The sequence below is a fragment of the Bradyrhizobium sp. SOJA106 genome, from assembly GCF_059448745.1.
In genome coordinates this window covers 6,930,635-6,954,053 of sequence record NZ_CM182549.1, presented here as the reverse complement: position 1 = coordinate 6,954,053, position 23,419 = coordinate 6,930,635, and the positions used below count along the sequence as shown (strand labels likewise).

The 23,419-nt window shown below is 63.2% G+C and carries 25 protein-coding genes; 6 read left to right on the top strand and 19 right to left on the bottom strand.

Annotated features, from left to right (window positions below):
• Positions 1 to 5 precede the first annotated feature (5 nt).
• Positions 6 to 455: a type II 3-dehydroquinate dehydratase gene (gene aroQ / locus AC5V87_RS32810; RefSeq protein WP_495368958.1), complete on the top strand. Its 450-nt coding sequence runs from the start codon at positions 6 to 8 to the stop codon at positions 453 to 455.
• 147 nt (positions 456 to 602) lie between these two features.
• Positions 603 to 1,991 (top strand): alpha-amylase family protein, encoded by a 1,389-nt coding sequence (locus AC5V87_RS32805; protein ID WP_495368957.1) that lies wholly within the window; start codon positions 603 to 605, stop codon positions 1,989 to 1,991.
• 184 nt (positions 1,992 to 2,175) lie between these two features.
• Here the strand turns inward: AC5V87_RS32805 and AC5V87_RS32800 are convergent, their stop codons facing one another.
• From AC5V87_RS32800 to AC5V87_RS32720, 17 genes are all read right to left on the bottom strand, one after another.
• On the bottom strand, positions 2,176 to 3,456 hold the full coding sequence (locus AC5V87_RS32800) for an NRAMP family divalent metal transporter (RefSeq protein ID WP_495368956.1): 1,281 nt from the start codon (positions 3,454 to 3,456) through the stop codon (positions 2,176 to 2,178).
• Between the two features lie 23 nt (positions 3,457 to 3,479).
• Entirely contained in the window at positions 3,480 to 3,602 is a 123-nt protein-coding gene (locus AC5V87_RS32795) for a hypothetical protein (protein ID WP_495371986.1), read from the bottom strand.
• Between the two features lie 90 nt (positions 3,603 to 3,692).
• Positions 3,693 to 4,745 carry a UDP-glucuronic acid decarboxylase family protein gene (locus AC5V87_RS32790; RefSeq protein ID WP_456842973.1) on the bottom strand — a complete coding sequence of 351 codons (1,053 nt, stop codon included), beginning with the start codon at positions 4,743 to 4,745 and terminating at the stop codon, positions 3,693 to 3,695.
• Positions 4,746 to 4,756: 11 nt separating this feature from the next.
• Positions 4,757 to 5,881 (bottom strand): CgeB family protein, encoded by a 1,125-nt coding sequence (locus AC5V87_RS32785; protein ID WP_495368955.1) that lies wholly within the window; start codon positions 5,879 to 5,881, stop codon positions 4,757 to 4,759.
• Positions 5,878 to 6,966, bottom strand: coding sequence for a CgeB family protein (locus tag AC5V87_RS32780; RefSeq protein ID WP_495368954.1), 1,089 nt, complete (start codon positions 6,964 to 6,966; stop codon positions 5,878 to 5,880). Before AC5V87_RS32780 ends, AC5V87_RS32785 begins: the two co-directional genes overlap by 4 nt.
• On the bottom strand, positions 6,963 to 8,093 hold the full coding sequence (locus AC5V87_RS32775; protein ID WP_495368953.1) for a CgeB family protein: 1,131 nt from the start codon (positions 8,091 to 8,093) through the stop codon (positions 6,963 to 6,965). Before AC5V87_RS32775 ends, AC5V87_RS32780 begins: the two co-directional genes overlap by 4 nt.
• Complete coding sequence (locus AC5V87_RS32770) at positions 8,090 to 9,202, bottom strand: glycosyltransferase family 4 protein (RefSeq protein ID WP_495368952.1); 1,113 nt, start codon at positions 9,200 to 9,202, stop codon at positions 8,090 to 8,092. Before AC5V87_RS32770 ends, AC5V87_RS32775 begins: the two co-directional genes overlap by 4 nt.
• The gene (locus AC5V87_RS32765; protein WP_456842978.1) at positions 9,199 to 10,485 is read right to left on the bottom strand and encodes a TIGR04295 family B12-binding domain-containing radical SAM protein; all 1,287 of its coding nucleotides are present in this window, start codon (positions 10,483 to 10,485) and stop codon (positions 9,199 to 9,201) included. Before AC5V87_RS32765 ends, AC5V87_RS32770 begins: the two co-directional genes overlap by 4 nt.
• Positions 10,482 to 11,549, bottom strand: a complete 1,068-nt coding sequence (locus AC5V87_RS32760; protein WP_495368951.1) for an NAD-dependent epimerase/dehydratase family protein — start codon at positions 11,547 to 11,549, stop codon at positions 10,482 to 10,484. The genes AC5V87_RS32765 and AC5V87_RS32760 overlap by 4 nt, the downstream gene beginning before the upstream one ends.
• Complete coding sequence (locus tag AC5V87_RS32755) at positions 11,546 to 12,658, bottom strand: NAD-dependent epimerase/dehydratase family protein (RefSeq protein ID WP_495368950.1); 1,113 nt, start codon at positions 12,656 to 12,658, stop codon at positions 11,546 to 11,548. Before AC5V87_RS32755 ends, AC5V87_RS32760 begins: the two co-directional genes overlap by 4 nt.
• Positions 12,659 to 12,880: 222 nt before the next feature.
• Entirely contained in the window at positions 12,881 to 14,086 is a 1,206-nt protein-coding gene (locus AC5V87_RS32750; RefSeq protein WP_495368949.1) for a phosphopentomutase, read from the bottom strand.
• Positions 14,074 to 15,027: a glycoside hydrolase 5 family protein gene (locus AC5V87_RS32745; protein ID WP_495368948.1), complete on the bottom strand. Its 954-nt coding sequence runs from the start codon at positions 15,025 to 15,027 to the stop codon at positions 14,074 to 14,076. Before AC5V87_RS32745 ends, AC5V87_RS32750 begins: the two co-directional genes overlap by 13 nt.
• A complete protein-coding gene (locus AC5V87_RS32740) occupies positions 15,024 to 15,791 on the bottom strand; it encodes a TIGR04290 family methyltransferase (protein WP_456842983.1) in 768 nt (255 codons plus the stop codon). The genes AC5V87_RS32745 and AC5V87_RS32740 overlap by 4 nt, the downstream gene beginning before the upstream one ends.
• The gene (locus AC5V87_RS32735; RefSeq protein WP_495368947.1) at positions 15,788 to 16,594 is read right to left on the bottom strand and encodes a sugar phosphate nucleotidyltransferase; all 807 of its coding nucleotides are present in this window, start codon (positions 16,592 to 16,594) and stop codon (positions 15,788 to 15,790) included. The genes AC5V87_RS32740 and AC5V87_RS32735 overlap by 4 nt, the downstream gene beginning before the upstream one ends.
• A 1-nt stretch (position 16,595) precedes the next feature.
• The gene (locus tag AC5V87_RS32730; protein ID WP_495368946.1) at positions 16,596 to 17,699 is read right to left on the bottom strand and encodes a CgeB family protein; all 1,104 of its coding nucleotides are present in this window, start codon (positions 17,697 to 17,699) and stop codon (positions 16,596 to 16,598) included.
• A complete protein-coding gene (locus tag AC5V87_RS32725) occupies positions 17,696 to 18,292 on the bottom strand; it encodes a histidine phosphatase family protein (protein WP_495368945.1) in 597 nt (198 codons plus the stop codon). Before AC5V87_RS32725 ends, AC5V87_RS32730 begins: the two co-directional genes overlap by 4 nt.
• 6 nt (positions 18,293 to 18,298) lie before the next feature.
• Entirely contained in the window at positions 18,299 to 19,393 is a 1,095-nt protein-coding gene (locus AC5V87_RS32720; protein WP_456842987.1) for an inositol-3-phosphate synthase, read from the bottom strand.
• Between the two features lie 176 nt (positions 19,394 to 19,569).
• Here AC5V87_RS32720 and AC5V87_RS32715 point away from each other — a divergent pair, with 176 nt between their 5' ends.
• The 4 genes from AC5V87_RS32715 to AC5V87_RS32700 all read left to right on the top strand — a co-directional run bounded on the left by AC5V87_RS32715 (position 19,570) and on the right by AC5V87_RS32700 (position 22,143).
• Complete coding sequence (locus AC5V87_RS32715; protein ID WP_456842988.1) at positions 19,570 to 19,755, top strand: hypothetical protein; 186 nt, start codon at positions 19,570 to 19,572, stop codon at positions 19,753 to 19,755.
• Positions 19,727 to 20,020 carry a hypothetical protein gene (locus tag AC5V87_RS32710; protein WP_456842989.1) on the top strand — a complete coding sequence of 98 codons (294 nt, stop codon included), beginning with the start codon at positions 19,727 to 19,729 and terminating at the stop codon, positions 20,018 to 20,020. The genes AC5V87_RS32715 and AC5V87_RS32710 overlap by 29 nt, the downstream gene beginning before the upstream one ends.
• Positions 20,021 to 20,034: 14 nt before the next feature.
• The gene (locus AC5V87_RS32705) at positions 20,035 to 21,066 is read left to right on the top strand and encodes a hypothetical protein (RefSeq protein ID WP_456842990.1); all 1,032 of its coding nucleotides are present in this window, start codon (positions 20,035 to 20,037) and stop codon (positions 21,064 to 21,066) included.
• 162 nt (positions 21,067 to 21,228) lie between these two features.
• Positions 21,229 to 22,143, top strand: a complete 915-nt coding sequence (locus AC5V87_RS32700) for a c-type cytochrome (protein ID WP_495368944.1) — start codon at positions 21,229 to 21,231, stop codon at positions 22,141 to 22,143.
• An 11-nt stretch (positions 22,144 to 22,154) separates the two neighbouring features.
• Here AC5V87_RS32700 and AC5V87_RS32695 read toward each other — a convergent pair whose 3' ends face one another.
• Together AC5V87_RS32695 and AC5V87_RS32690 are read right to left on the bottom strand one after the other, a co-directional pair.
• Positions 22,155 to 22,565 (bottom strand): c-type cytochrome, encoded by a 411-nt coding sequence (locus tag AC5V87_RS32695; RefSeq protein ID WP_495368943.1) that lies wholly within the window; start codon positions 22,563 to 22,565, stop codon positions 22,155 to 22,157.
• Complete coding sequence (locus tag AC5V87_RS32690) at positions 22,546 to 23,409, bottom strand: cytochrome c oxidase assembly protein (protein WP_495368942.1); 864 nt, start codon at positions 23,407 to 23,409, stop codon at positions 22,546 to 22,548. The genes AC5V87_RS32695 and AC5V87_RS32690 overlap by 20 nt, the downstream gene beginning before the upstream one ends.
• Positions 23,410 to 23,419 lie beyond the last annotated feature (10 nt).

Here is a 23,419-nt window from a genome sequence, read left to right as displayed (position 1 = left end):
CTTCGATGAAGCGTCTTGTCTATGTTCTCAACGGGCCAAATCTCAACTTGCTCGGCAAGCGCCAGCCCCACATCTACGGACACGAGACGCTCGCGGATGTGGAGCGGGATTGCCGGGCGCTGGCCGGGGAGCTCGGCCTTGAGATTCGCTTTCATCAGTCGAACAGGGAATACGAGCTGATTGACTGGATCCACGAGGCGCGCGACACTGCTGCCGGTATCGTGATGAATCCCGCCGCTTTCACCCATACGTCCGTCGCCATTCTGGATGCCTTGAACACGTTCGAGGGGACGGTGATCGAGGTGCATATTTCCAACGTGTACAAGCGCGAGGAATTCCGCCACCACTCGTTCGTATCCAAACGGGCCGATGGGGTCATCGCAGGGTTCGGCACTCAGGGTTATCTGCTCGGCCTGCGTCGTGTGGCCAAGCTGCTTGACGAGAAGAAGGGGTAGCATCGGATGAGTGTACCCGCCGCCTTGTGGTGATGGGAGGGGTGTCATCGGCAGGCGACACATCGAGCACATTCTCGCGCGGCCGGAGACGGCACTGTCCTGAGCGCGCGCTTTCAGTCCCACGCTGTTGGTCTAGCCCGGATCGCCGTGCTGTTGACCCTCGGCGCGATCGGCATGACCTTCGTCAGGGCGGCGACCGGCTTGAGGAGTGAATGTGGGCGCATGAGCAACTGGATCGAGCACGCCGTCTGGTGGCATGTGTATCCGCTCGGCTTCGTCGGGGCCGAGCGGGAGGCCGATGCGTGTGCCGACGTCGTGCATCGCCTCGACCGCCTTGCTCAGTGGCTCGATTACGCCGTGGAGCTCGGCGTATCCGGTATCCTGCTGGGCCCGATCTTTGCCTCCTCGACCCACGGGTATGACACGATTGATCACTTCCGGATCGACAGGCGGCTTGGGGATGATGCGGACTTCGACGCATTCATCGCAGCAGCCCGTCGCCGCGGCCTGCGCATCATTCTGGATGGCGTGTTCAGCCACGTGGGGCGTGAATCGCCACGCTTTCAGCGCGCCGTCGCCGCCGGCCCGCAATCGCCGGATGCTGCATGGTTCCGCTTGACGTGGCGGCGGGACGGAACAGAACCTGATTGCGCGACCTTCGAAGGTCACCACCAGCTTGTGACGTTCAACCATGACGAGCCCGCGGTCGTCGACTATGTCAGCCGCGTGATGAGTTACTGGCTTGACCGCGGTGCCGATGGCTGGCGGCTCGACGCGGCCTACGCTGTGCCGCGGCAATTCTGGCAGCGTGTCCTGCCCGCGGTTCGTGCGCAGCATGCCGACGCCTACATCTTCGGCGAGGCCATCCACGGCGACTATGCCGACTTCGTCGACGAGACCGGTGTCGATGCCGTCACGCAGTACGAGCTTTGGAAGGCGATCTGGAGCGCCCTGAACGATCGCAACTTCCATGAGCTCGCATGGGCGCTCGGGCGGCACAATGCGATGATCGACCGGTTCGTGCCGCAGACTTTCATCGGCAACCACGACGTCACGCGGATCGCGAGTCAGCTTGTGGATGAACGGCATATTCCGCACGCGCTGGTCATTCTCATGACCTGTGGCGGCACGCCCTCGATCTATGCCGGGGACGAACAGGCGTTCCGCGGGATCAAGGAGCACCGTGCCGGAGGCGATGACGCGATCCGTCCGGCCTTTCCGGCGACACCAGCCGAGCTGGCGCCATTTGGCTGGCCAATCTACCGACTACATCAGGAACTGATCGGACTGCGGCGAAGACATCCATGGCTGTTCCGGGCGAAGTCCCGGATCGTCGAGCTTCGCAATACCGACCTGGTCTTCGAAGCCTTCGACGAAGGCAATCGGCTATGGGTCGCCCTGAACATCGCTGGCGCAGCGGTCGTGCGCACCCTAGATGTCGCCACCGAGACGCTTGCAGGATCCGCTATGGTGCGCAGGGCAGGAGCAAAGACAGAGCTCACGCTGCCGCCGTATGGGTGGGCTGTCCTGGGCTAGCGGCAATTTGCTCAGCGTTGCGGGCGCCAAAGCTGGGCGGCTATCGCGAACAAACATTCGCGAAAGACGGATGGGCTCTTGCACTAAAGCATGATCCCGAAAAGTGCGAAGCGGTTTTCCGAAAAGATTATGCGCAAACAACAACCTAAAGTGCGATGATGATTCATCCCAATCTCATCGCGCTTTAGAGGGCCCAGCTTGCGACGAGGCCGATGGTCGCCGCAGAAGTGGCTCCGACTGTGACCCACCCGAGGACCTTCATCCAGCCGGTGTTGGCCTCATGTCCCATCAGCCTCCGGTCGTTCGTCATCAGCAGAATCAACAGCAATAGTGGAGGCGTCGAAAAACCCTGCACGATGCCGGCATAGACCAACGCTTTCATCGGATTGAAGCCGGCAAAGTTGATCGCGACGGCCACGGCGGTGAACCCGGCAATGGCCACATAAAACTGCTTGGCCTCAGCAGGCCTGACGCTGAGCGAACTCTTCCAGCCGAGCGTCTGGCAGAGATCGTAGGCGGCGCCGGTGGTCATGACGGGAACGGCGAGGAAGCCGACCGCGATGATGCCGACGCTGAAGAGAGTCGCGGCTGCATCGCCGGCCAGCGGTCGCAGGGCCTCCGCGGCCTGAGCGGCACTGTCGACGTCAGTCTGGCCGGCCTGGTGCAGGGTGGCCCCGGCTGCAAGAATGATAAAGTAGGTGATGATGTTCGAGAACGCCATTCCGATCAGGATGTCGCGGCGCGACTCGGTGACCTCCGCATCGACCGATGACAGGCGCGAACGTCTGTTGAGGCGGCCGGCCGCGATCATCTCCTCGACTTCAACATTGGATTGCCAGGTGTAGAGATAGGCCGAAAGCGTCGTGCCGATCACCGCGACCAGGATCGACAGGAATTCCCGGGTGAACTGGACTTGTGGCACGAAGGTCCCGCGCAACACCTGCCATGGATCGGGGCTCGCAAGAAATGCCGATCCGACATAGGCGAACAGTGAGAGTGCCAACCATCGGAAGATGTTCCGGATCAGCGTGTAGGAACCCCAAATCTGCAACGCGAGGATCACACCTGCAATGAGGGGGACGAGAATCCCTTGGGGCACGGGCACGAAGAGATTGATCGTCGCGGCCATGGCGCCGATATTTGCGCCGGCTTCGACGACGTTTCCGATCAGGACGCCAATCAACGCGGGCCACATCAGCCACGGCGTGAATTGGTCGCGCAGAGCCGCAAACAAGCCTTTGCCCGTTACGCGGCCAAGCTTGGCGGAGAGATAGACGACCGCAAACATCATCGGGAACGTAGCCGGCGCCATCCACAGCAGCGCATAGCCGAACTGGGCGCCCGCACTGGCATAGGTTCCGATCGCAGAACAGTCGTCGTCCGCCGCCCCGGTGACGAGCCCGAGCCCGAAGGCGCGGCTAAGGCCTTTCTTTTTCTGCGGACTGGACGTGCTCTCCGATGCCATTGGTGGCTTTCGACCGTGAGAAGCTATTCAACAAAGAGCGATCGGAGCATATGCTTGTGGAGTTCAAGCCACTGCAAGGCTTTCAGGCATTCTCGCCGGGCTGCCTGTTCGATGGTCTCACCTGAATTGACACTGCCAGCCGGCATCTCGACCATCACACCGCGCGTCTCGCCAGGTGGGCTCTGTCGCCGGGGCCGTCACTTCTCACGTTGTTATCCCTTTCGACCGATGGCTCCTCACCGCGGGTCGGCGATCTTCAACCGCCCGCGCGTTGTCTTGCGCGATGCCGGCGCCGGTGCAAGCTCCGGGTCAGAAGCGATGCGAAGCGCAAAATAGTCGATGGTTGCGCGAAGGCCATCCCTCAGCGCGACACGCGGACGCCAGCCCAGGGAGAGCTCTGCGAGATCGATCACAGGCTTGCGGCGTTTTGGATCGTCCTTTGGCAATGCGTCAAACTTGAGCGGAGAGGTTGAGGCCGTATGAGCGAGCACCTCGCGCGCAATCGTTTCAATCGTGACTTCATCCGGATTGCCCAGGTTGCACGGTCCGGTGATGGACGCGGGGCTTTCCATCAGGAGTTGGAGTCCCTGGACAAGATCGTCGATGAAACAAAAGCTTCTGGTTTGGGAGCCGACGCCATAGATGGTGATTGGCTGGCCCCGTAGCGCCTGGACGATGAAGTTGGAAACGACCCGCCCGTCATTCTCGAGCATGCGGGGGCCGTAAGTATTGAAAATGCGAGCCACTTTGATCTCGACTCCGTGCAGTCGCTGATAGTCGAACATCAGCGTTTCAGCCGCTCGTTTGCCCTCGTCATAGCAGGCCCGTGGACCGATCGGATTGACGTTGCCGAGATAGGATTCCGGCTGCGGATGGACCTCGGGATCGCCATATACCTCACTGGTAGAGGCCTGCAGCACGCGAGCTGAATTGCGCCGCGCGAACTCGAGCACGTTGATGCTGCCGAGGATGCAGGTCTTCATGGTGCCGATCGGATCCCTCTGATAATGCCGTGGCGACGCCGGGCAGGCGAGGCTGTAGATTCGATCGACGTGGTCCTCGATGTCGATGGGCTCGCGGACATCTTGCTCGATGAAGCGAAAGTTTGGATGGTTCAGCAGAGGTCGGATGTTCTCCACCGTTCCCGTGAACAGATTGTCCAGGCAGATTACCCGGTTGCCCCGCTGCAAGAGCGAATCGCAGAGATGAGATCCGATGAAGCCCGCTCCGCCGGTGATCAAAACGGTGCGCGTATGTTTCGGGGCCTGCATGCGTGTCTGGAATGTCATGGTACCTCCTTTCAGAGCCCGGCGAGCTGCATCGGCCGGGTTGCGGATATGCGTATTGGCTTGCGGCTGCGACGCGCCAAGGCCTCGGCGTGGTAGGCCTCGAGTTGGCGGGCGCGGTGGTCCGGGGTATGGTCGGCCAAGACGCGTTTGCGCGCGTTTTCGCCAATCACACGGCGGCGCTCCTCCGGCATATCATGTATGATTTCGACCACCTCCTGTGTGGTGGAAGCGAGCAGGATTTCCCGCGACGGCTCGAAGATCGTTTCGATGCCGGGCCAACGATCCGAAATGACGGGCGTTGCGCACGCAGCGGCCTCGAACAGCCGGACGCTCGGCGAAAATCCCAGCGCTCGCATGTCCTCGCGCGTGGCATTCAGCGCGAACCGCTGCTGCGCATAGAACGTTCGGTGCTGATCCGGCGCGACGTGATCGATCCGCGTGACATTGTCAGGCCAGTCGACGTGTTCCGGGTACTGCGACCCGGCAACGACGAATCGCTCGGAGGAGAGTGCGCGGGCGGGCGCCAGCAGCAATTGTTCGAGCGTGGGTTGCCGATCTTTGCTGTAGGTTCCGAGATAGCCGAGCGACCATCTCGGGTGCTGCCGTTCCGGGCGGTACAGTTGGGTGTCGGCGCTGCAGTACAGCACGCGCGCCATCGGACTGCCGTAGCTCGCCTCGATCATGTCAGGCACCGGCCCGCCGGAGAAGGACAAGTACAGATCGAACCGCGGAATCATCGCTACGGAGAGATAGTCGAGGCCACGGCCGACGCCGGCGAGCGTCACCGGAGTATCGATGTCGTAGAATGCGGTGATGCCGCGCGCATGCGCCGTAACCCACTCGGCTATCGCGATCCCGTCCGGTACAAAGGAGCCAATGAGGACCAGATCGGCGCCGCAGATGAGAGTTCCGAACCGGCGCGGGATTTCGCTGATCCCCTGATAGAGTTCAACCTTCCAGGCCGAAGGCTTGCCGAGATCACGATGGCTGCGGTACCAGGGCAGGTCGCGCTCGAGGAAGGTGACGCGATGGTCTCGCTGCGCCAGGGCCTCGATCAGGGCGCGGTAGGTCGTGGCGTGACCATTGCCCCAGGACGAAGTGACCGAAAGGCCGATGACGACGATGTTGAGCTTCATTCTGCTGCCTCGATTCGCGAACTTGGTCCCGCAAGAAGATCGTTGAATTGCCGTGCGCGGTGCTTGTAGGTGTGGTGGTGGAGGATGCGGGCGCGGGCGCGACGGGCGATCGCACGCGCCCGATCGGGAGTCAGCGAGCCGAGATGCTCCGCGACTTCAGCGCCGCTCGAGGCCACGAGCACCTCGCGGCCCGGCTCCAGGAAGTGGTCCACACCTTTCCATTCGTCGGTAATCAGGCAGGCGCCGGCCCCGATCGCCTCGAACACGCGCGTTGGCGGTGAGAAACCGTAGCGAGCCATGCTGTCGCGATTGACGTTCATTGTCGCGAGACCGGAGCCGAAGAAGGCGTTGTGGTCGCAGGTACCGACATGACCGCACTTGCGTACGTTGGCAGGGGTATCCTTGTCGTCCCAGCCGGAGCCGCCCAGCAGGAATCTCTTTTGGGGAAGATGGCGCGCCGCGTCCAGAAAGAAGCAGTCGACGCGCTGCTCGCGATCCGGAAGGCGGTTGGCCAGCAGGCTCAGATCGCAGTCTAATTCGGGCGTAGCCGGCGCCGGGAAATGAGCGGCGGGGTCGAGCGCGTTGTAGATGGGGACGCAATCTCGGGCGCCCATATCCCGGTAGGCATGGACCACTGCGTCACCGCCGCCATAGGTGAGTACCAGGTCATAGCGCGGAATCGCGAGCCGCAGATGGTGGTCGGGATCGCTCGACATCGCATCGAGCGTTGCCGGCGCGTCGACGTCCCAGTAGAGGCGCATCGCCTGCGATGGCGCGTCGATGACGGCATTCTCCAGTTCGAGATCGAAGACCCCGACGCCGCTCGCCTTGATCAGCAGATCGGCGGATCCTGCCGCCATTTCGAGAGCACTTTGCCAGCCGTCCGGTGTCGCCGGATAAACGATCACGCGCGACCAGTCGGGATCGGCTATATCGCGATGTGCCTGGCGCTCGAATGCGTCCGGTTCGAAAAACGTGATCTGATGCCCAAGCGCCGCGATTTCCTTCAGGATGCCGCGATAGTAGGTGGCAGCACCGTTCCAGTAGGACGAGACCAGGCTGGAGCCGAAGAAGCTGATCTTCATGCCACTGCTCCTTCGGTGAAGTTGTGTCGAAGACTTCGAGGCGTGCCGCGGATATCTTCGACGATATCGAGAAGCTGTTGCACGCGATGCCGGCAGGTATGGCGTTCCCTGATCGTGCGAAGGCCGGCTTGAACCGTTGCGGTGGACATTTCTGCATCATCGAGCAGGGTGCGAAGCGCGCGCTTCATCTGAGCTCCGTCCGAGGCGCGCAGATACGCATCTTCCGGAAGGAGGCGCTCGGTGTCGGCCCACGGCGCCGACACCAGCGGGATCCCGCACGCCAGCGCTTCGAACATGCGGATTGTCGGAATGCCGGGCAGGTTTCGTGCATAGGGACCTCGCGGGACGTGGACCGTCGCGCGTGCATTGGCGAAGGCAGTTGGCGCCCAGTGAGCCGGCAGCCACCCTCCATAGCGGAGGCCCGCTGCACGAATTGACTGCAGTGCGGCTTCCGAATAGCGGACGCCATAGATCGTCGCGCGCAGTTTCAGCGCGGATACCGGTTCGACCAGGAATTCGTCGAGCTCGGCGCTACGCTCACCGTCGCCCCAATTGCCGATCCAGACGACATCTTCGGTCGGCTCAACGTCCGGCAACGGGTGATAGAGCGCGGTATCGGCCGCTTCGTGCCAAGTGAAAGCGTGGTCGGTCCAGCCGAGCTTGAAATAGATCTGGCGGAGGACTTCGCCGAAGGCGAGCACGCCGTCGAATCCATCGAGCTCGAACTGCGCCAGCTCGTCCGGCGCGGTCACGGCCCGATGGTGGGTATCGTGGAACAATAGAGTGAAGGCTGCTCCCTGCACGCGCCGGCGGGCAATCCGCGCAATCAGAACGGGCGAATTCCATTCATGCACGATCACGAGGTCTGCACTGTCCAGCGCTTCATCCAGGTCGAGAGAAGCATCGTATCGACGAACCTTCACGCCGGGAAACAGCGCATGGATGTCCTCCATCGCCTGTAGGCCGCCTTCGTGAATGGCGTTCAATCGGCTCCAGCCATCGATCGGTTCAAAGACGGTCACCTCATGTCCGAGCGCACGAAGCTCGCGGGCATAGCCGCGCAGGAAGTGGGCGTTGCCGTTGTTCCAGCAGGAGGTGAATGCATGGTAGAACAGGACGCATTTCATGCGTGCACCTCGGTCTCGTAAGACGGCACGGGATAGTCGTCGGGGGCGAGCAGCCTCTGATAGAGCTCAAGATAGGATTTGGTCATTCGCTCGAGCGAAAAATGCAGCGCTCGCGCGTGGGCGGCGTGTTGCAACCGCAACCGTTTGCCTTTGTCGGCACATAGCTCGGCAAGTGCCTGGCGGAGATTGTTGCTGTCGGCGGGATCGACGAACAGCGCGGCGTCATTCCAGAGTTCTCGAAACGTCGGAATGTCCGACAGGACCAATGCGCACCCCGCCATGGCGGCCTCGAGCACGGAGAGCCCGAACGGCTCGTACAGCGCCGGGCTCGCGAAGATCGCGGCGCGCTGCAGACGGCTGCGCAGGGCAGCATGGGAGAGGTTGCCAAGCCACGTCACGGCCGATGACTCATCCGGTTCACCCGGGCCGGCAACGAGGACGGGCCAGTGCAGGCCGGACGCAGCCTTGGTCAGTGCCTCGATGTTCTTCGCGCGATCCCAGAGCCGTCCGGCCGCAAGGATGAAGCTTTGCTTGGTGCCGTGGAGTGGCTGAGGCGCGATGCCATTCCGGATCACGGCGCCGGCGAACCGGGGCCTGTACATCTCGGAGACGACCTCCTTGAAGGCGTGGCTGGGGCACACCCAGGCCTGCGCGGCGTCGAGGCCGGCGGTGGCGCGCGACGCGTATTGCTGCCATCGGGGCTCGTTCGACCAAGCCGTGTCATTGCAGGCGACAGCCCAGGATTTCACGCAGGAGTGGGCAACGACCAGAACAGGTGCGCGCCACGCGAAAGTCGCTTCACGGAAGCTATTGAGGTGGACGATGTCCGGTGTGTACCTCGCCTCGAGGCGGGCCAAGGTTCGCTCCGCATTGGCAAGGTCGTGCCCTTCCGGATCCTGCCATTCGAGCGCAAGATCGGTCTCGATCAGCAGAATGCGGTCAGTGCGCAGCATGGCAGACTGATCAGCGCGTGCGAGAGGACCGATGGTCACGAGATATATGTGAGCGCCTGAGGCAGCCAGAGCGGAGGCGAGGGCGCAGGAATAGGTCCAGACACCGCCGACCGTATCGGTGGTCATCAGTATCCTGATGTCCGTGCCGCTGCTCATGATCCCACCTGAATTTCGAGCGCACTGAGCGGGATGGGACGATCCTCCTGCACGTCGCTGAATCGGTCGTACAGCGCGAGATAATGCTGATGCGCGCGCTCCCAGGCGAAATCGTCCGGCTCGCCCCACAGCTTGCGGTAGTCCGGCGAGCCCGGATAGGGATAGAGCGGCACCGGATCGTTTGCCCAGACGCCCGCCTCCTGCATGCGCCCGCGCCAGCGCTGCACGGTCGGATCGTCATCCTCGGGCATTTCGATCAGATTGGCCTGCACGAATGGCACGTGGCGCCTCGCTTCCACGAGCCGGTCGGCGAGCTGATCGGTGCTCATCCTGCAATTCTTGGCGAGCGCCGCGCGGCCTTCGGCCGTCAGGCTTTCGATACCCGCCTCGATCGAGACGCAGCCTGCGCGGCCCAGCAGCGCGAGCATGTCTGGCTTCCAGAGATCGATACGGGTCTGGACGCCGAATTTCAGGCCGCGTGTGACGAGCCCCTCCAGCAGTTCGGCGTTCGGCAGGAATATCTCGTCGATGAAGTAGACATACTCGATGTCCTGGCCGCGCAGGCGGTCGATCTCCTCGAGAATGATCGCCGGAGGTCGCTTGCGGTAGGCATTGCGGAAATTGTCCTTGGCGCAAAAGGTGCAGTTGTAGGGACATCCGCGCGAAGCCTCGATCTCCGCGCCGGGCGCGATGGGTTCCGCGTCGAACCGGTGGTGGTGATGATGATGGCGGCGGATCATCTCGGCCGGCCACCGCAGGGCTGGCTGGTCCTTGAAGTCGACGGCTTGAGGGCCACCATTGACGCGTGTCGACTGTCCGTCGTCGAAGCAGAGCCCGGGAAAATCGCGGTCGCCCTCGGCCAGACGCAGCAGGGATTGCTCGCATTCGCCCATCACGACGATGTCGACGCCGAGCTTTCTCAGCGTCGTTCTCGGTGTGGTCGAGCCGTGCGGACCCACCGCAACGAGGACCGGCGCCAGCTCGCGGATCGACAAAGCAAGCTCCTGCGGCACGCGGAGCTCGGGCGGCGCGCAACGCCAGAACAAGTAGGTCGGCGCCGTTGTGATGGCGATCAGGTCGGGCCTGAAGGCTCGCAGCTCGTCCTCTACCTGGGCAAGCGACAGATCGAACATATGAGCGTCGAGCAGCAACGTCTGGTGCCCGGCCGCCCTCAAATAGTGCTCGGAAATTCCGAGCTCGAGCGGAAGGTGAGGTGAGCGGCATCCGAAATAGATGCTGCCGCTGAAATCCCAGTTCGGATTGATGAGGGCGACGCGCGTCATGCCAGGGCCTCGCGGCTTCCGTGGGATGGATTGAAGCGGCTGTCGAGCCAGGTGTGGAGCGAGCGTAGGCCCTCCGGCAGGGCGACCTGCGGTGCCCAGCCGAGCGCCGTCGACAAGGCGCGCGTATCCGTGACATACCAGGGCTGGTCTCCCGGGCGCCAATCAGCAAAGCCGTATTTGACATTGCGGTCCGTCAGCTCCGCGATGAGATCAATCAGTTCGAGCAGGCTGACTGAGTTGGCCGGACCGCCGCCGAGATTGAAGACGTGTCCCCGTGACAGAGTGATATGATCAAGCGCGGCGAGCCAGGCTGCGGCGGCGTCGGAAACGTGAAGTGCATCGCGAACCTGATACCCGTCGCCATAGATCGTCAGCGGATCGCTGCGCATGGCGCTGAGTAGGAAATGCGCGATCCAGCCCTGATCCTCGGTCCCGAACTGGCGCGGCCCGTAGATGCAGCTCATGCGCAATACGACGGTCTGCAAGCCGTACACCCGCGCATAGTCGTGGACATACTGATCGGCGGTCCCCTTCGAACATCCGTAAGGGCTGTAGAAATCGAGCGATGCACTCTCCGATATCCCGTCGCCCAGGAGTCCGCTCGCCGGGCGGTAGCGGCGCCCGATGCGCTCGATCTGGGTATCGTCGATCAGCCGACCATAGACCTTGTTGGTGGACGCGAAGAGAACGGGCGCTGACGGATTGTGGAGACGGACAGCTTCAAGCACGTTCAGGGTGCCACGTGCGTTGATCTCGAAATCGGCGGCGGGATCGCTCAAGCTATCGGTCACGGCGACCTGAGCCGCCAGATGCAGCACTGCGCGCGCATCGCGAACGGCGTCGATCACCGGAATAGGATCGCGAACATCGGCAACGTTGATGGTGATCCGGTCGCCGTGCTTGGATTTGAGCCATTGCGCGTTCTCATGCACGCCGGTGCGCACGAGGTTGTCGAGCACCAGCACGCTGTCGCCGCGCTCGGCCAGCCGGGCGGCGATGTTGCAGCCGATGAAGCCGCAGCCTCCGGTGATCAAGACGGGTTTGTTGTCTCGTTCACTGTTCACGCGACCAGTCCTCGCTGTTGCAACTCCGCGGTGGCCCGCTCGGCCTGGTCATCGGCAATCTGGTCCGCCAGATATTCGGCCAGCTCCTCGAGACCGTCCTTGAATGCGATGCGTGGTTCGAAGCCGAGCAGATCGCGCGATTTTCCGATATCGGCGAAGCAGTGACGGATATCGCCGGCGCGGTATTTTCGGGTAATTTCGGGAGCGATGGAGTCGCGCCCCATGATCTCGGCGAGGTCCTGCGCGACAGACAGGATGGTACGGCTCTGCCCCGAACCGACGTTGAAGACGTTGTGGGTCTGCTCCGTTTCCAACGCGAGGCGGCACGCGCGGGCGACGTCGTGGACATGGACGAAGTCTCGCCGCTGGCGGCCATCCTCGAACAGGAGCGGCGGTCGCCCGTTCAGCAGCCGCGCCGCAAAAATTGCGAGTACGCCGGTATAGGGATTGGACAAGGCCTGGCGTGGACCGAACGCGTTGAAGAACCGCAGGGCCACTGTCGGAATGTTGTAGGCCTTGCCTGCGATGAGGCACATGCGTTCCTGAGCGTATTTGTTCAGTGCGTAGATCGAGCTTAGCGACGGCCGCTTCGTCTCGGGTGTCGCAACCGGTTCGAGGCTGTCGCCCGTGGCATCGCGCAGGTCCCAGTCGCCGTTCCGAAGCTGCTCGAGCGGCCGCTCGCTCGGTGCGATATCGATCCCATCGGTAGTTCGATAGAGACCTTCGCCGTAGATGCTCATCGAGGACGCCACGACGAGCCGCTCGACGGGACGCCTGGAGATCGCCTGCAGCAGCACTGCGGTGCCCAGCTCATTGGTCCGGACATAGGGCTCGATGTCGTACATGCTCTGACCGACGCCGACCGCGGAGGCGAGATGCAGGACCATGTCGGCTCCGCGCAGGGCCTGCTCGACTGAAAGTGGATTGGTCACGTCGCCGACCACGAGTTCCGCGTCCTCGGTCAGATAAGCCGGGCGCTGACGGTTGCCGCCGTGAACCTGGGGCGACAGATTGTCGAGGACCCTGACCTCGTAACCCGCCGCGAGCAGAACGTCGGCGGCATGGGAGCCGATGAAGCCCGCACCTCCAGTGATCAATACTCGCGTCATTCATCGCTCCGTGCCAACGTTGACCGATCCCGTAGAGATCGATCTGTATGAGTGTGGGAACGCGCTCTGCCGGTTGGTCGGATGACCCGCGCGCCGGTCACGTTGGAGTCACAAGCGATGCAAGGAATGTTCGTTCCTCGCAAATGTACAAACGATTATTTCTCTAACCTGGATCAATAACTTGAGTGAATCGCGCAAAGCCTCGCCCGGACAGGCGCTCCTTCAGAATGCCGTGCCGTAGCGCAGCGGCGGGAGCTGGAGGTACTTCACGATGGTGGCGCCGACGTCCGAGAAGCTGGCGCGGCGGCCGATCGGCGCAGTCGGCTTTGCGTTACAAGAGAGGATTGGCACCTGCTCACGCGTGTGATCGGTGCCGCGCCAGGTCGGATCGCAGCCATGATCGGCGGTGATGATCAGAAGATCGTCGTTTCGGAGCCGGGCCAGCAAGTCCGGCAGGCGAGCGTCGAATGCTTCGAGAGCCGCGGCATAGCCGGCTACGTCACGGCGGTGCCCGTAGATCGTGTCGAAGTCGATGAAGTTGGCGAACAGGAGACCGCCGTCAGCCAGGCCATTCAGCCCCTCAAGCGTGGCATCGAAAAGCGCTTCGTTGCCGTCGCCACGCCTGTTTCGCCCTGTGCCGCGATGAGCAAAAATGTCGTCGATCTTGCCGATCGAGACGATGTCGCGTCCGTCAGCCTCGGCCAGATCGAGTACGGTCTGACCGGGCGGCGGAACGGCAAAATCCCGCCGATGCGCGGTTCGTCTGAAGTCCTTTCTGGAATGACCGACGAAGGGCCGGGCAATGACGCGGCCGATGTTGAAAGGATCAACCAACCTTCGGGCGATCGAACAGACCTCGTAGAGGCGTTCCAGGCCGAAGGTCTCCTCGTGCACTGCTATCTGGAACACGCTGTCGGCGGAGGTATAGCAGATTGGCTCGCCGCTTCGCATGTGGCGTTCGCCAAGCTCGCTGATGATCTCAGTCCCGGAGGCATGGCAATTGCCGAGGATGCCGGGAAGGCCGGCCTGCTCGCAAAAGCGATTCACCAGATCGGGTGGGAAGCACGGCACGGATCTGGGAAAATAGCCCCAGTCGAACGGCACCGGCACGCCGGCGATCTCCCAGTGACCTGAGGGTGTATCCTTGCCCCTTGAAACTTCGCTCGCACACCCGAATTGCGCGGTCTCAGCCCGGCCGCTGAGCCCGGGCGGCGCGCGTCCAGCGGCCAGCCGGCAGGCTTGTCCAAGGCCGAGCGCGACGAGATTGGGAAGCTGGAGGGCTCCCGCGCGATTGGGGCTATCGGCTTCACCGCGCATACAGGCGTCGGCAATGTGTCCGACCGTGTCGGCTCCCTCGTCGCCATAGTTGGCGGCATCGGGGGCTGCGCCGATCCCGACGGAATCCATCACCAGGATCAAGGCACGCATGTCGGCTCCCCGAGAAGCGTGGCAGGTGGCGACGCCGACGGCGCCAACCCGGTCCTGGTACAGTAGCGGTCGATCATCTGCGCACAGAAATCCGCGAACTCGTTCACGTCCCGGGGCGGGCTCGTGTGATGCGGCGCGAGGCCTCGGTGCTCGGGCGTGAAGCAGAAGGTGACGGTGACCTGGAACTCTGCCAGCGCATCCATCTGGCGATCGAACCAGTTGAGCGCATCGGGACGGAAGCTGTCGGCCCAGGCCAAGCCGGTCCTCAGATGCACCACGCCAAGGCGGCGCATCCAGCGCACGGCGTCGTCGAGCCGATGATCCTCGAAGTGAAACCACTGGCACAGACCCATGGCAGGCGCATATTGGCCGAACAGCTCCAGTGCGGCTTTCGGCGTGCCGTCCTCGCGCAACAAGCCCATATGGAAATGCCGGTAATAGGAGGAGCCTTCTGCCTCCTTGTGCCGGGTCGTGGCCTCCCAGGTGGAGGGAAGATCGTAGAGGCTGTACCAGTGGATGCGCGGCGTACGGCCGGTCAGGAGCTCTGCGGTGCGCGACAAGCCCCAGGCCTGCACCTCCTCTGCGCCGAAGGACGAGACACCGACCTCGGTTACCCAGACCGGAAGCGAAGTGACCGCCTTGATTTCTTCAATCTTGGCCGGCCATTCGCCGATCTGCCATAGATTCCAGTCCAGCGGAAAGCCGTGAACGGCCACCGCATCGACATGGTCGAGCACGCCGCGCCCCTGCAGGTTCAGCATGAATGACGGGTCGATCGGCGACATGCCGCCGAGCACGCGCGGCAATGCCGGGTGCGCGCTGTGGATCGCCTTGCCTGCGGCGATCGCCATGGACGCAAACATCGCCCAGTCGGGATCGATCAGGATGTCCCAATGCGACTTGTTGTTCGGCTCGTTCCAGATCTTGGCGGCTTCGATCATCGGCCGCCCCCGTTTGACGAACCGGCGAAGCCTTCGGCCTGCGGCCGTGCCGTCCGCCTGCACAGATACACCTCGTCCTCGGGATGAGCTGCAATGGCGAACCCGGCACTGCGCAGCATGGCTTCGACGCAGGCGCGGTTTGGCACCCACCAGTTGGTGGGATCGCCGGCATAGCTGTTCTCGATGAAATGCAGCTTCGGGTACCCGGGAGAGCCGAATTGGTCGGTGGTCCAGAAGTCGTAGTCCTTGTCGATGGGATCGACGCGGCCGTCGCCGCGCAGCATCGACTGAAACAGCATGAGATCGCCCGCTACGTGCTCGTGGATCAGGTCGAGCGCGAGCAGCGGATGCCGGAGATGGTAGAGCACGCCCATGAAGATCACGAGATCGAATTTTTCGTGAAGCTGGCCGACATCATAGGTCGACATCCTGCGGAATTCGATCCGAAGACCGTTCACCTCGGCGGCGAACCGCGCCTGCGCCAGATACTCCTCGTCGGTGTCGAGACCGAGCACACGCTCGGCACCGCGCCGTTTCATTTCCATCGCGTAAAACCCCGCGTTGCAACCGATATCGAGTACGGTTTTGCCGTCGAGCCGATCCGGGATGACCCCTGAGAAGCGTCGCCATTTCACGTTGGGATAGTCGCCCAGGAAGTGCGACGGCGCGGTCGGCACGCCATTCAGGTCCAGATTGTGAAACCATGGGCCCAGCGCGTCGACGCGGCGGCGGATTTCCTCACGAGAGAGGGCGCCTCGAGTCATATGTTAGCTCCATCGTTCATCGTCGCGGCCGAATGGATGCTCTCGGATGCGCCGGCCCGCAGGGTCGATTGGCCGTCGCCGCTGCCGCCCTCGGCGAGCAGCGCCATTGCGGTGTGATAACCATGGACTGTGCCGACATCCACATAGGATTCTCCCGCTTTGACTCCGATCCCGATTCCTCCGGTTTCGAGATAGGCGTTGACCAAGGTCCCAAAGTATTCGTCGCGGCGCAGGCGCTGGTTCCAGAGCGTCTGAAGCTCGCGAAAGCCATGCGCGGACATCTTGAAGGCGCCCCAGATCCAGCGCGAACTCGGCTTCGGCTGCTTCACCTGGATTTCCCTCACGCGCTCGCCATCCAGCACGACGGCATCGAAAAATTCGGGGTGCTCGACCGGGAACAGGAGGAATGAAAGGTCGGCGTCGGGCAAGGCCTGAAGGGCCGGTTTGGGAAACCAGACGGTGTCGGGCAAACCGACGATGACATCCTCGTGCTCTCCGACGACCGTGCTCGCCCTGAAGACGGCATCGCACAGGCCCGATGCATCGGGCTGCACGACATAGGCGAGCTGGGCGCCGCCATAGTGATCGCCGAAATATTCGAGAATGTCGGACTTGCCGGAAGAGATGATGAAACAGATCTTGTCGGCGCCGCCCAGGATCAGGCGCTCGAGGAGATATTCGGCGACCGCGCAGGGACGCTCCGTGCCGTTGTCGCGCCGGCTGCCGACCGGCAGGAGCTCCTTGGAAAACGCCAACGGCTGGATACGGCTGCCGCGGCCAGCGGCCGGAACGATGCCCCACATGTCAGGCCTCCTCGACGTGCTGATGCGGGAGGCCGCCGTGGACCGCATCCTCCAGCAGTGCGATCAATTCGCGGGCGCGATGTTCGGATGTGTGCTGGTCCAGCGTCCGTTCGCGCGCCCGCTTCGCAATGCGCTGCAACTCGTCATCGGCCATCTCCAAGGCGGCCAGCACCTCGCCGCCATCGTGCGCCAGCAGGATCTCCTCGCCGGGCGCAAAGAACTCGCCGATGCCCGGCCAGTCATCGCTGAGCAGGGGAGTGCCGCAGGCGGCGGCCTCGAACAGCCGGCCCGAGGGACACCAGCCCATCTCCGCCATCGCCCGTCGCGTCACGTTGAGCGTGAGCCGGGACGAGGCGAAGAATGGCGCATGTTCGTCAGGAGGCAGATGCCGGACGAAGTAGATGTTCGGCGACCACGGAAAATCCGCGGGGTACTGCGCTCCGCCGATCAGAAAGCGGAGATCCTGACGCTCGCGGGCAGGCTCGACGAAGAGGGTTTCGAGCGCGCGTTGACGGTCTTCTGAATAGGTGCCGAGATAGGACAGCGCCGCGCGATAATGTGGTCGGGGCGGGACGGGCCGGTGGATATCGGTATCGACATGGCCATAGAGAGGCTGAACCTGGCGAGCGGCGAGCTTGCTGCGGAATTCATCCGAGATGAGCGGGCCGCCCGTAAAGCTCAGCACCAGTGCGAAGTCTGCAAACCCCCGGGGGCCGACATAGGGCACGGCGTCACCCGCACGGAGCTTCGCCAGCGTGACTGGCGTGTCGAGGTCGTAAAATACGGGAGCGGCACGACGCACATCGAGAATCAGCGCGGTCGCGGCCAGTGCATCCGGACAATAGGATGTTACGATCGCGACATCGGCCTCGGATACGTCGGCGCGTGCCTTGGCGCTGATGTCGTCCCAGGACGAGAACAGCTCGAGCCGGCCGCCCAGCAGTTCATGCAAGTCGCGCGTGCCGGCATACCAGGGCACGTCGCGTTCGAAGAACACGATGCTATGCCCCAATCGCACGAGGTTCTTGCAGAGGCCGCGCCACAGGGTCGCGTGGCCGTTACCCCACGAGCTTGATACTGTCAGGCCAAAGATTACGATCTTCACGCTGGCACCTGTTGATTGATCGCCACGATCTGCAGTTTCGTGCCTTTGATCGAAAGTGTGCTGATGCTGGCAGGATCGATCTCGATGGCGAGGAAGTCGTCGAGTGCGATGCCGGCATAGTGCAGCAGGGCGGCGCGGATCGTTTCGGCATGGCTTACGACCGCGACGATATCGGAGCAGGGATCGCCAAAGAGATGCTCGATATGACCGACCACGCGTTGCTGCAAGGCCCGCATGGATTCGCCGCCGGGCGGATGGCTCGTTGCACGCGCGCTATTCCAGAGTGACCAGTGCGCGTCGCCGTCGAGCTCCGCAAAAGTCCGACCCGTCCATGCTCCGTAGTCGAGTTCATCCAGCGCTGGCACGATTTCGACGGCTTGCCCGAGATGAGCGGCCAGGATGCTCGCCGATTGCAGGGCCCGCCGCTGCGGGCTCGACTGGATGATGGCGGGCCGGGGGCGCAGCTGCTCCGCAGTGCTTGACATCTGGATGCACCCGACCTCGTCGAGCTCCACGCCGGCCATCCGGCCGCACAAGACGTGGCCGAGCAGCGCGTGGTGGCCGTGCCGGATGAGGTGAATGATTTTCGACATCGCGCCTCAAGCCTTGTCCTCAATGAAGGCGCGCGTCCGGCGACGAGCCTCCTCATCGGTGAACTGCTGGGGGGGCGATTTCATGAAATAGCTCGACGGTCCGGTCAGCGCGCCGGCAAGGCCGCGATCCATCGCGAGCTTGGCGCAGCGCACCGCGTCGATGACGACGCCGGCCGAGTTGGGGGAATCCCATACCTCGAGCTTCACTTCGGCACTGAGCGGCACTCCACCGAACGTCGTGCCTTCCAGACGGATGAATGCGAGCTTGCGATCGGTGAGCCATGGCACGTGATCGCTCGGGCCGACGTGGATGTTGTCGGGCTCCATCGGCACGTCGAACTGGCTGGTGACGGCCTGCGTCTTCGAAATCTTCTTGGAGGTGAGCCGCTCGCGCTCCAGCATGTTCTTGAAGTCGGTATTGCCGCCGACGTTCAGCTGGTAGGTGCGATCGAGCCGCACGCCGCGGTCGCGGAACAGGTTGGCGAGCACGCGGTGCAGGATGGTGGCGCCGACCTGGCTCTTGATGTCGTCCCCGATGATTGGAAGGCCCGCATCCTCGAAGCGCTGGCACCAGGCGGGATTCGACGCGATGAAGACCGGGATGCAATTGACGTATCCGCAGCCGGCCTCGAGCGCGCGCGAGGCGTACCATTCGCTTGCCTGCTGCGAGCCGACCGGAAGGTAGGACACGAGGACATCGGTTCGTGACGTGGCAAGGATCTCGGATACGTCGGCCTCGGGCACGTCGGCGATCGGGATGTCCTGTTCGAGATAGCGTCCGACGCCGTCAAGGACTGGGCCACGCTGCACGATGACGCCGGTCCTGTCGACGTCGGAAAATCGATGCGTATTGTTGGGAGCGGCCCAGATTGCGTCCGCAACATCGCGGCCGACCTTGTTCGCATTGACGTCGAAGGCCGAGGCGATCTGGATGTCACTGATGTGATAGCCGCCGAGGTCGGCATTCATCAGACCCGGGACCGGCTCGTTCGAGCGGGCCTCGCGGTAATATGTGAGGCCCTGAACAAGCGAGCTCGCGCAGTTGCCAACTCCAACCAAGCCGACGCGCACGCGTCGTCTGTCCTGAAGACGTGAATGCATTGAAAGTGATCCTCCGCGAAGCAGCGTAAGTAGCTCGGCGAACGTGCGGAAGGTATGTTCGTTCCAGCGTCAAAGGCCCTGGCGCGCGGCATCCAGCGATTCAGGCCGACAAAATCAGAGTAGATTATCCCAGGATAGAATCGGCCGGCGTTCTCCAGGAACAAAGAGCTTCCAGGATGAAGATGAAGAAGATGATCCTTGCTGTCTTCACGCGCGCCCCCTCGCGCAGGATTCCTAAGAACCAATCCCGCTTGCCGGTGTTTATGGCGGAGCCTGACCTGATGGCGGCTGCCGTTTTTGGTCGGGCAGGATCGGGCAGGAAGCGAGGAGCCAATGTCTGCAAGCACCAAGAGAAGCGATAGCGAAGCGCAAACGACGACCGATCACGACGTCATTCGCAAATGGGCGGAAGAGCGCGGCGGAAAGCCCGCGACTGTCACGGCGACGGAGGAGGACGGGCACGCCGGCATCCTGCGCATCGATTTCGGCCCCGAGGATGAGGGCCTCGATCGGATCGGCTGGGACGAGTTCTTCGAGAAGTTCGACGAGACGGGGATCGCCTTCCTTCACCAGGATCGCACCAAGGACGGGAAGCTGAGCCGGTTCCACAAGTTCGTCCGACGCTAGACGGGCCGCCGCCAATGAGCGGGGCCGACGGATGGACCGAGGCGATGCGCGCCGGCGAGTTTCAGCGCGCATGGGCGATCACGGATGAATATCTCGCGAAGCACTCCGCTCCGGCCAAGCACACCGGTCCGCGACACTTCCAGCGGATCTGGCGGGGGGAAGACCTGACCGGCAGGCATGTGTTGGTGCGCTGCTACCACGGGCTCGGCGATACTATCCAGTTTCTTCGTTTCATGCCCGCCCTGCGCGCGATCGCCCGCCGGGTGACGGTCTGGTGTCAGCCGGAGCTCATCACTCTCGCCGAACGCATCAAGGGCGTCGACCGCGCTGTGCCGCTCCACGATGGCACCCCGGATGTGGGTTTCGACGTGGATATCGAGATCATGGAGGTGCCGCACGCCATCCGGGCGGAGCGCGGGACGGTCGAGATGCGAGAGCCGTATCTCGAACTGCCGCCCTCCCGCCCTGTCGAGCTGCCTGATGCGCGCGACAGGCTATGCGTCGGCCTGGTGTGGGAGGTCGGCAATTGGGCCAGGGACCGCGCAATTCCGGCGCATCTGTTGAAGTGCCTTGGCGGCGACGGCGTTGGACTGTACTCGCTGCAGCGTGGGCCGGGCTCCGTGCAGTGTGGTATGATCGGCGCGCGAGATGTCAGTACGCCGGACATTGCTGCCTTGGGGCGCCTGGTCCAGGCGCTCGATCTTGTCATCTGCGTCGACACCATGGTCGCGCATCTGGTCGGCGCACTTGGCTGTGAGGCCTGGGTGCTTCTCCCATCCGACTGCGACTGGCGCTGGCCGGCGACGGGCGACCGATCATTCTGGTATCCGAGCCTTCGATTGTTCCATCAAAAGACCAGCGGCGATTGGGCTGGCGTCATTGACGATGTGCGGTCTGCACTTCGGGCGCGCGCCAGGGCCCGGCAGGATCACGAGACCGCCGTCATCGAGCAACATCAACAGGAGGGACCGGCCCAAGGAAGCCGATGCTGCCGTGCACAGGACGATGAGGCCCCCTTCGGCAGTGCTGGAGGTTTGCGACTCTGATGTGTGATAGTCGGACAGTGATGTCTGCCGATAGCTGCATTGACCCGACTCGACGCGCAAGCCGATCCGATGTTCCTGACAGCATAGCTGTAGGCCTGAGGAACAGCAACGAACGCCGTCCGTTGGCTCTGACCAAGTGGCTCCCGATGGAAATACCACCAAATGCGCGTTTGGGTCTGGTCGATGACAGGCATCGTGGTGGCGGTGTTGGTCGCTGCCGCAAGCTGGCTGATCACCGCGCCCGCGCTCTTTGCAACCGCTGATCTGAGCCGCATCTCGGAGCAGGGCGACCCCGAAAGAGGCAGGCTTGTCTTCGCTGCCGGCGACTGCGCGTCCTGCCACGCCTCGCCCGGACAGCCGGACCGCCTGCATCTCGGTGGTGGATTGGCGCTCGCCTCGCGGTACGGGACGTTCCGCGCCCCAAACATCTCGATGGACCCGATCGATGGTATCGGCAAGTGGACCGCGAGAGATCTCGCCAACGCGCTCCTGAACGGCGTCTCTCCGGTCGGAAGCCACTATTATCCGGTATTTCCATATGCGAGCTTCACGCAAATGCGCGTCGAAGATGTGCAGGATCTCATGGCCTATTTGCGCACGCTGCCCGCTGTCAGCGGGCGCCCCCCCGGGCACGAACTCAATCTCTTGTTCGGCATCCGACGCTTTGTCGGTTTTTGGAAGCTTCTCTATTTCAGGCCGGGTCCAATGGCTCCGGATCCCGCACATGATGAGAGATGGAATCGCGGGCGTTATCTTGCGGAAGCGCTGGCCCATTGCGCAGAGTGCCACTCATCCCGCGACATGTTCGGCGGCATCAAGTCGGGCACGCGCTATGCCGGTGGGCAGGATCCGGAAGGCGCCGGCTTCTACCCCAACATCACACCCGAGCGCCTCGGTGATTGGTCGGAGCAGCAACTGGCCGACTTGCTGAAAACCGGAGCCACGCCGAACCACGGTCGCGTCGGCGCCTCGATGTCCGATGTCATTACCAACCTTGCCATGCTGCCGGACAGCGATCGGCAGGCGATCGCGAACTTCGTCAAGTCGCTGCCATCCCGGCCGACGGCCAAGCCCTGAGTGCGCCCGCGTTATTGTGCATAAAGATAGGCTGCGATGTCGCGCGCCTCGGAGGCGCTGATGCCGGTCGCAGGCATCGCCGTTCGCGGCGAGAAGGTCTGCGGCGCGACGATCCATCGCACGAGATTGTCGGGGGAGTTCGGCGCAACGCCTGCAATATAGACGCGCTGCCTGAGATCGGCGAGCGAGCCGCCGACCTGACCATCACCGCCGGGAAGACCGGGGATGGTGTGACAGCCGGCGCAGCCATACCGGCGCATCAAAGCCGGCGCGCGTGATGGATCACCGCCGGTGATGGCGCGGGCGACGCCTTCGGTCTGCCGCCGCGAGTTCCAGGCAAACCCGGACGCGATCGCCGCCGCGATGAGGAGCCCCACTGCCGCAAGCGCGGAGCGGTGCAGCCTAGACAGCGTGAAGCGCATCGGCCTGCTCTCGCTGTTGTCGGCCAGTCCGCCTGATCCAGAACGCAATCAGAGCCAGGGCGGCACCGGCATAGATCGTTCCCGCCGGCACCCACATGATGATGCCGGCGAGTTGCTGGTCCTCGAGCGGCGTCAGGCCCCATGCGGCCGCAGCATCAGTCTGCTCCTGGTAGAGCAGCCGCGGCGAAAGCGCCATCAGGGCCCCGAGGATGCTGGTGTGGAGCATCGTCACGAACACGTGCCAGGCGGCGGCGCCGGTTTCACTGCGCCGAAACACGGACCACCAGAACAGAATTGCCGTCAGGAAGAAGCTCAGATGCTGCGCCCGATGAACGATGACGCCGGCGACCGCGGCGTCGAACAGCGGCGGCGCATGCCAGGCCCAGATCGCGATGCCGTGCAGCAGCGTGGCGTTGCGTCCGGTGCTGCAAAAGGACCAGACCGCGTCGACGGCGGGATGCCGCATGCCGCGTCCGATCAGCACCCGACCACCGCGGGGCAGGGACCAGAGCAGCGTTCCGACCGGTCGGGCGATCACGATCAGCGGTGCGGACACCGCCATCAGGATCTCGTGTTCGATCATGTGAAAGCTGAGCATCCGCTCCCCAAGCCAATGCAGCGGCGATACCAGCGCGGCCGTCAGCGAGAGCCAGCCAGTCCAGCAGGCGGCAACGTGCATGATCTGCGTGACAGCGGTTGGTGTGCGCCGGCTCATCAGCACGAACGTGCCCACACCGTACATCAGGCCGAAGGCGAGGAGGGGGACGACAATCCATGGATCGAACGTCCAGCTCGCGCCCGTCAGCTCCCGCGCGGGCCCATGCGCGTGCGCAGGGCTCGCCATGAGCAGGATG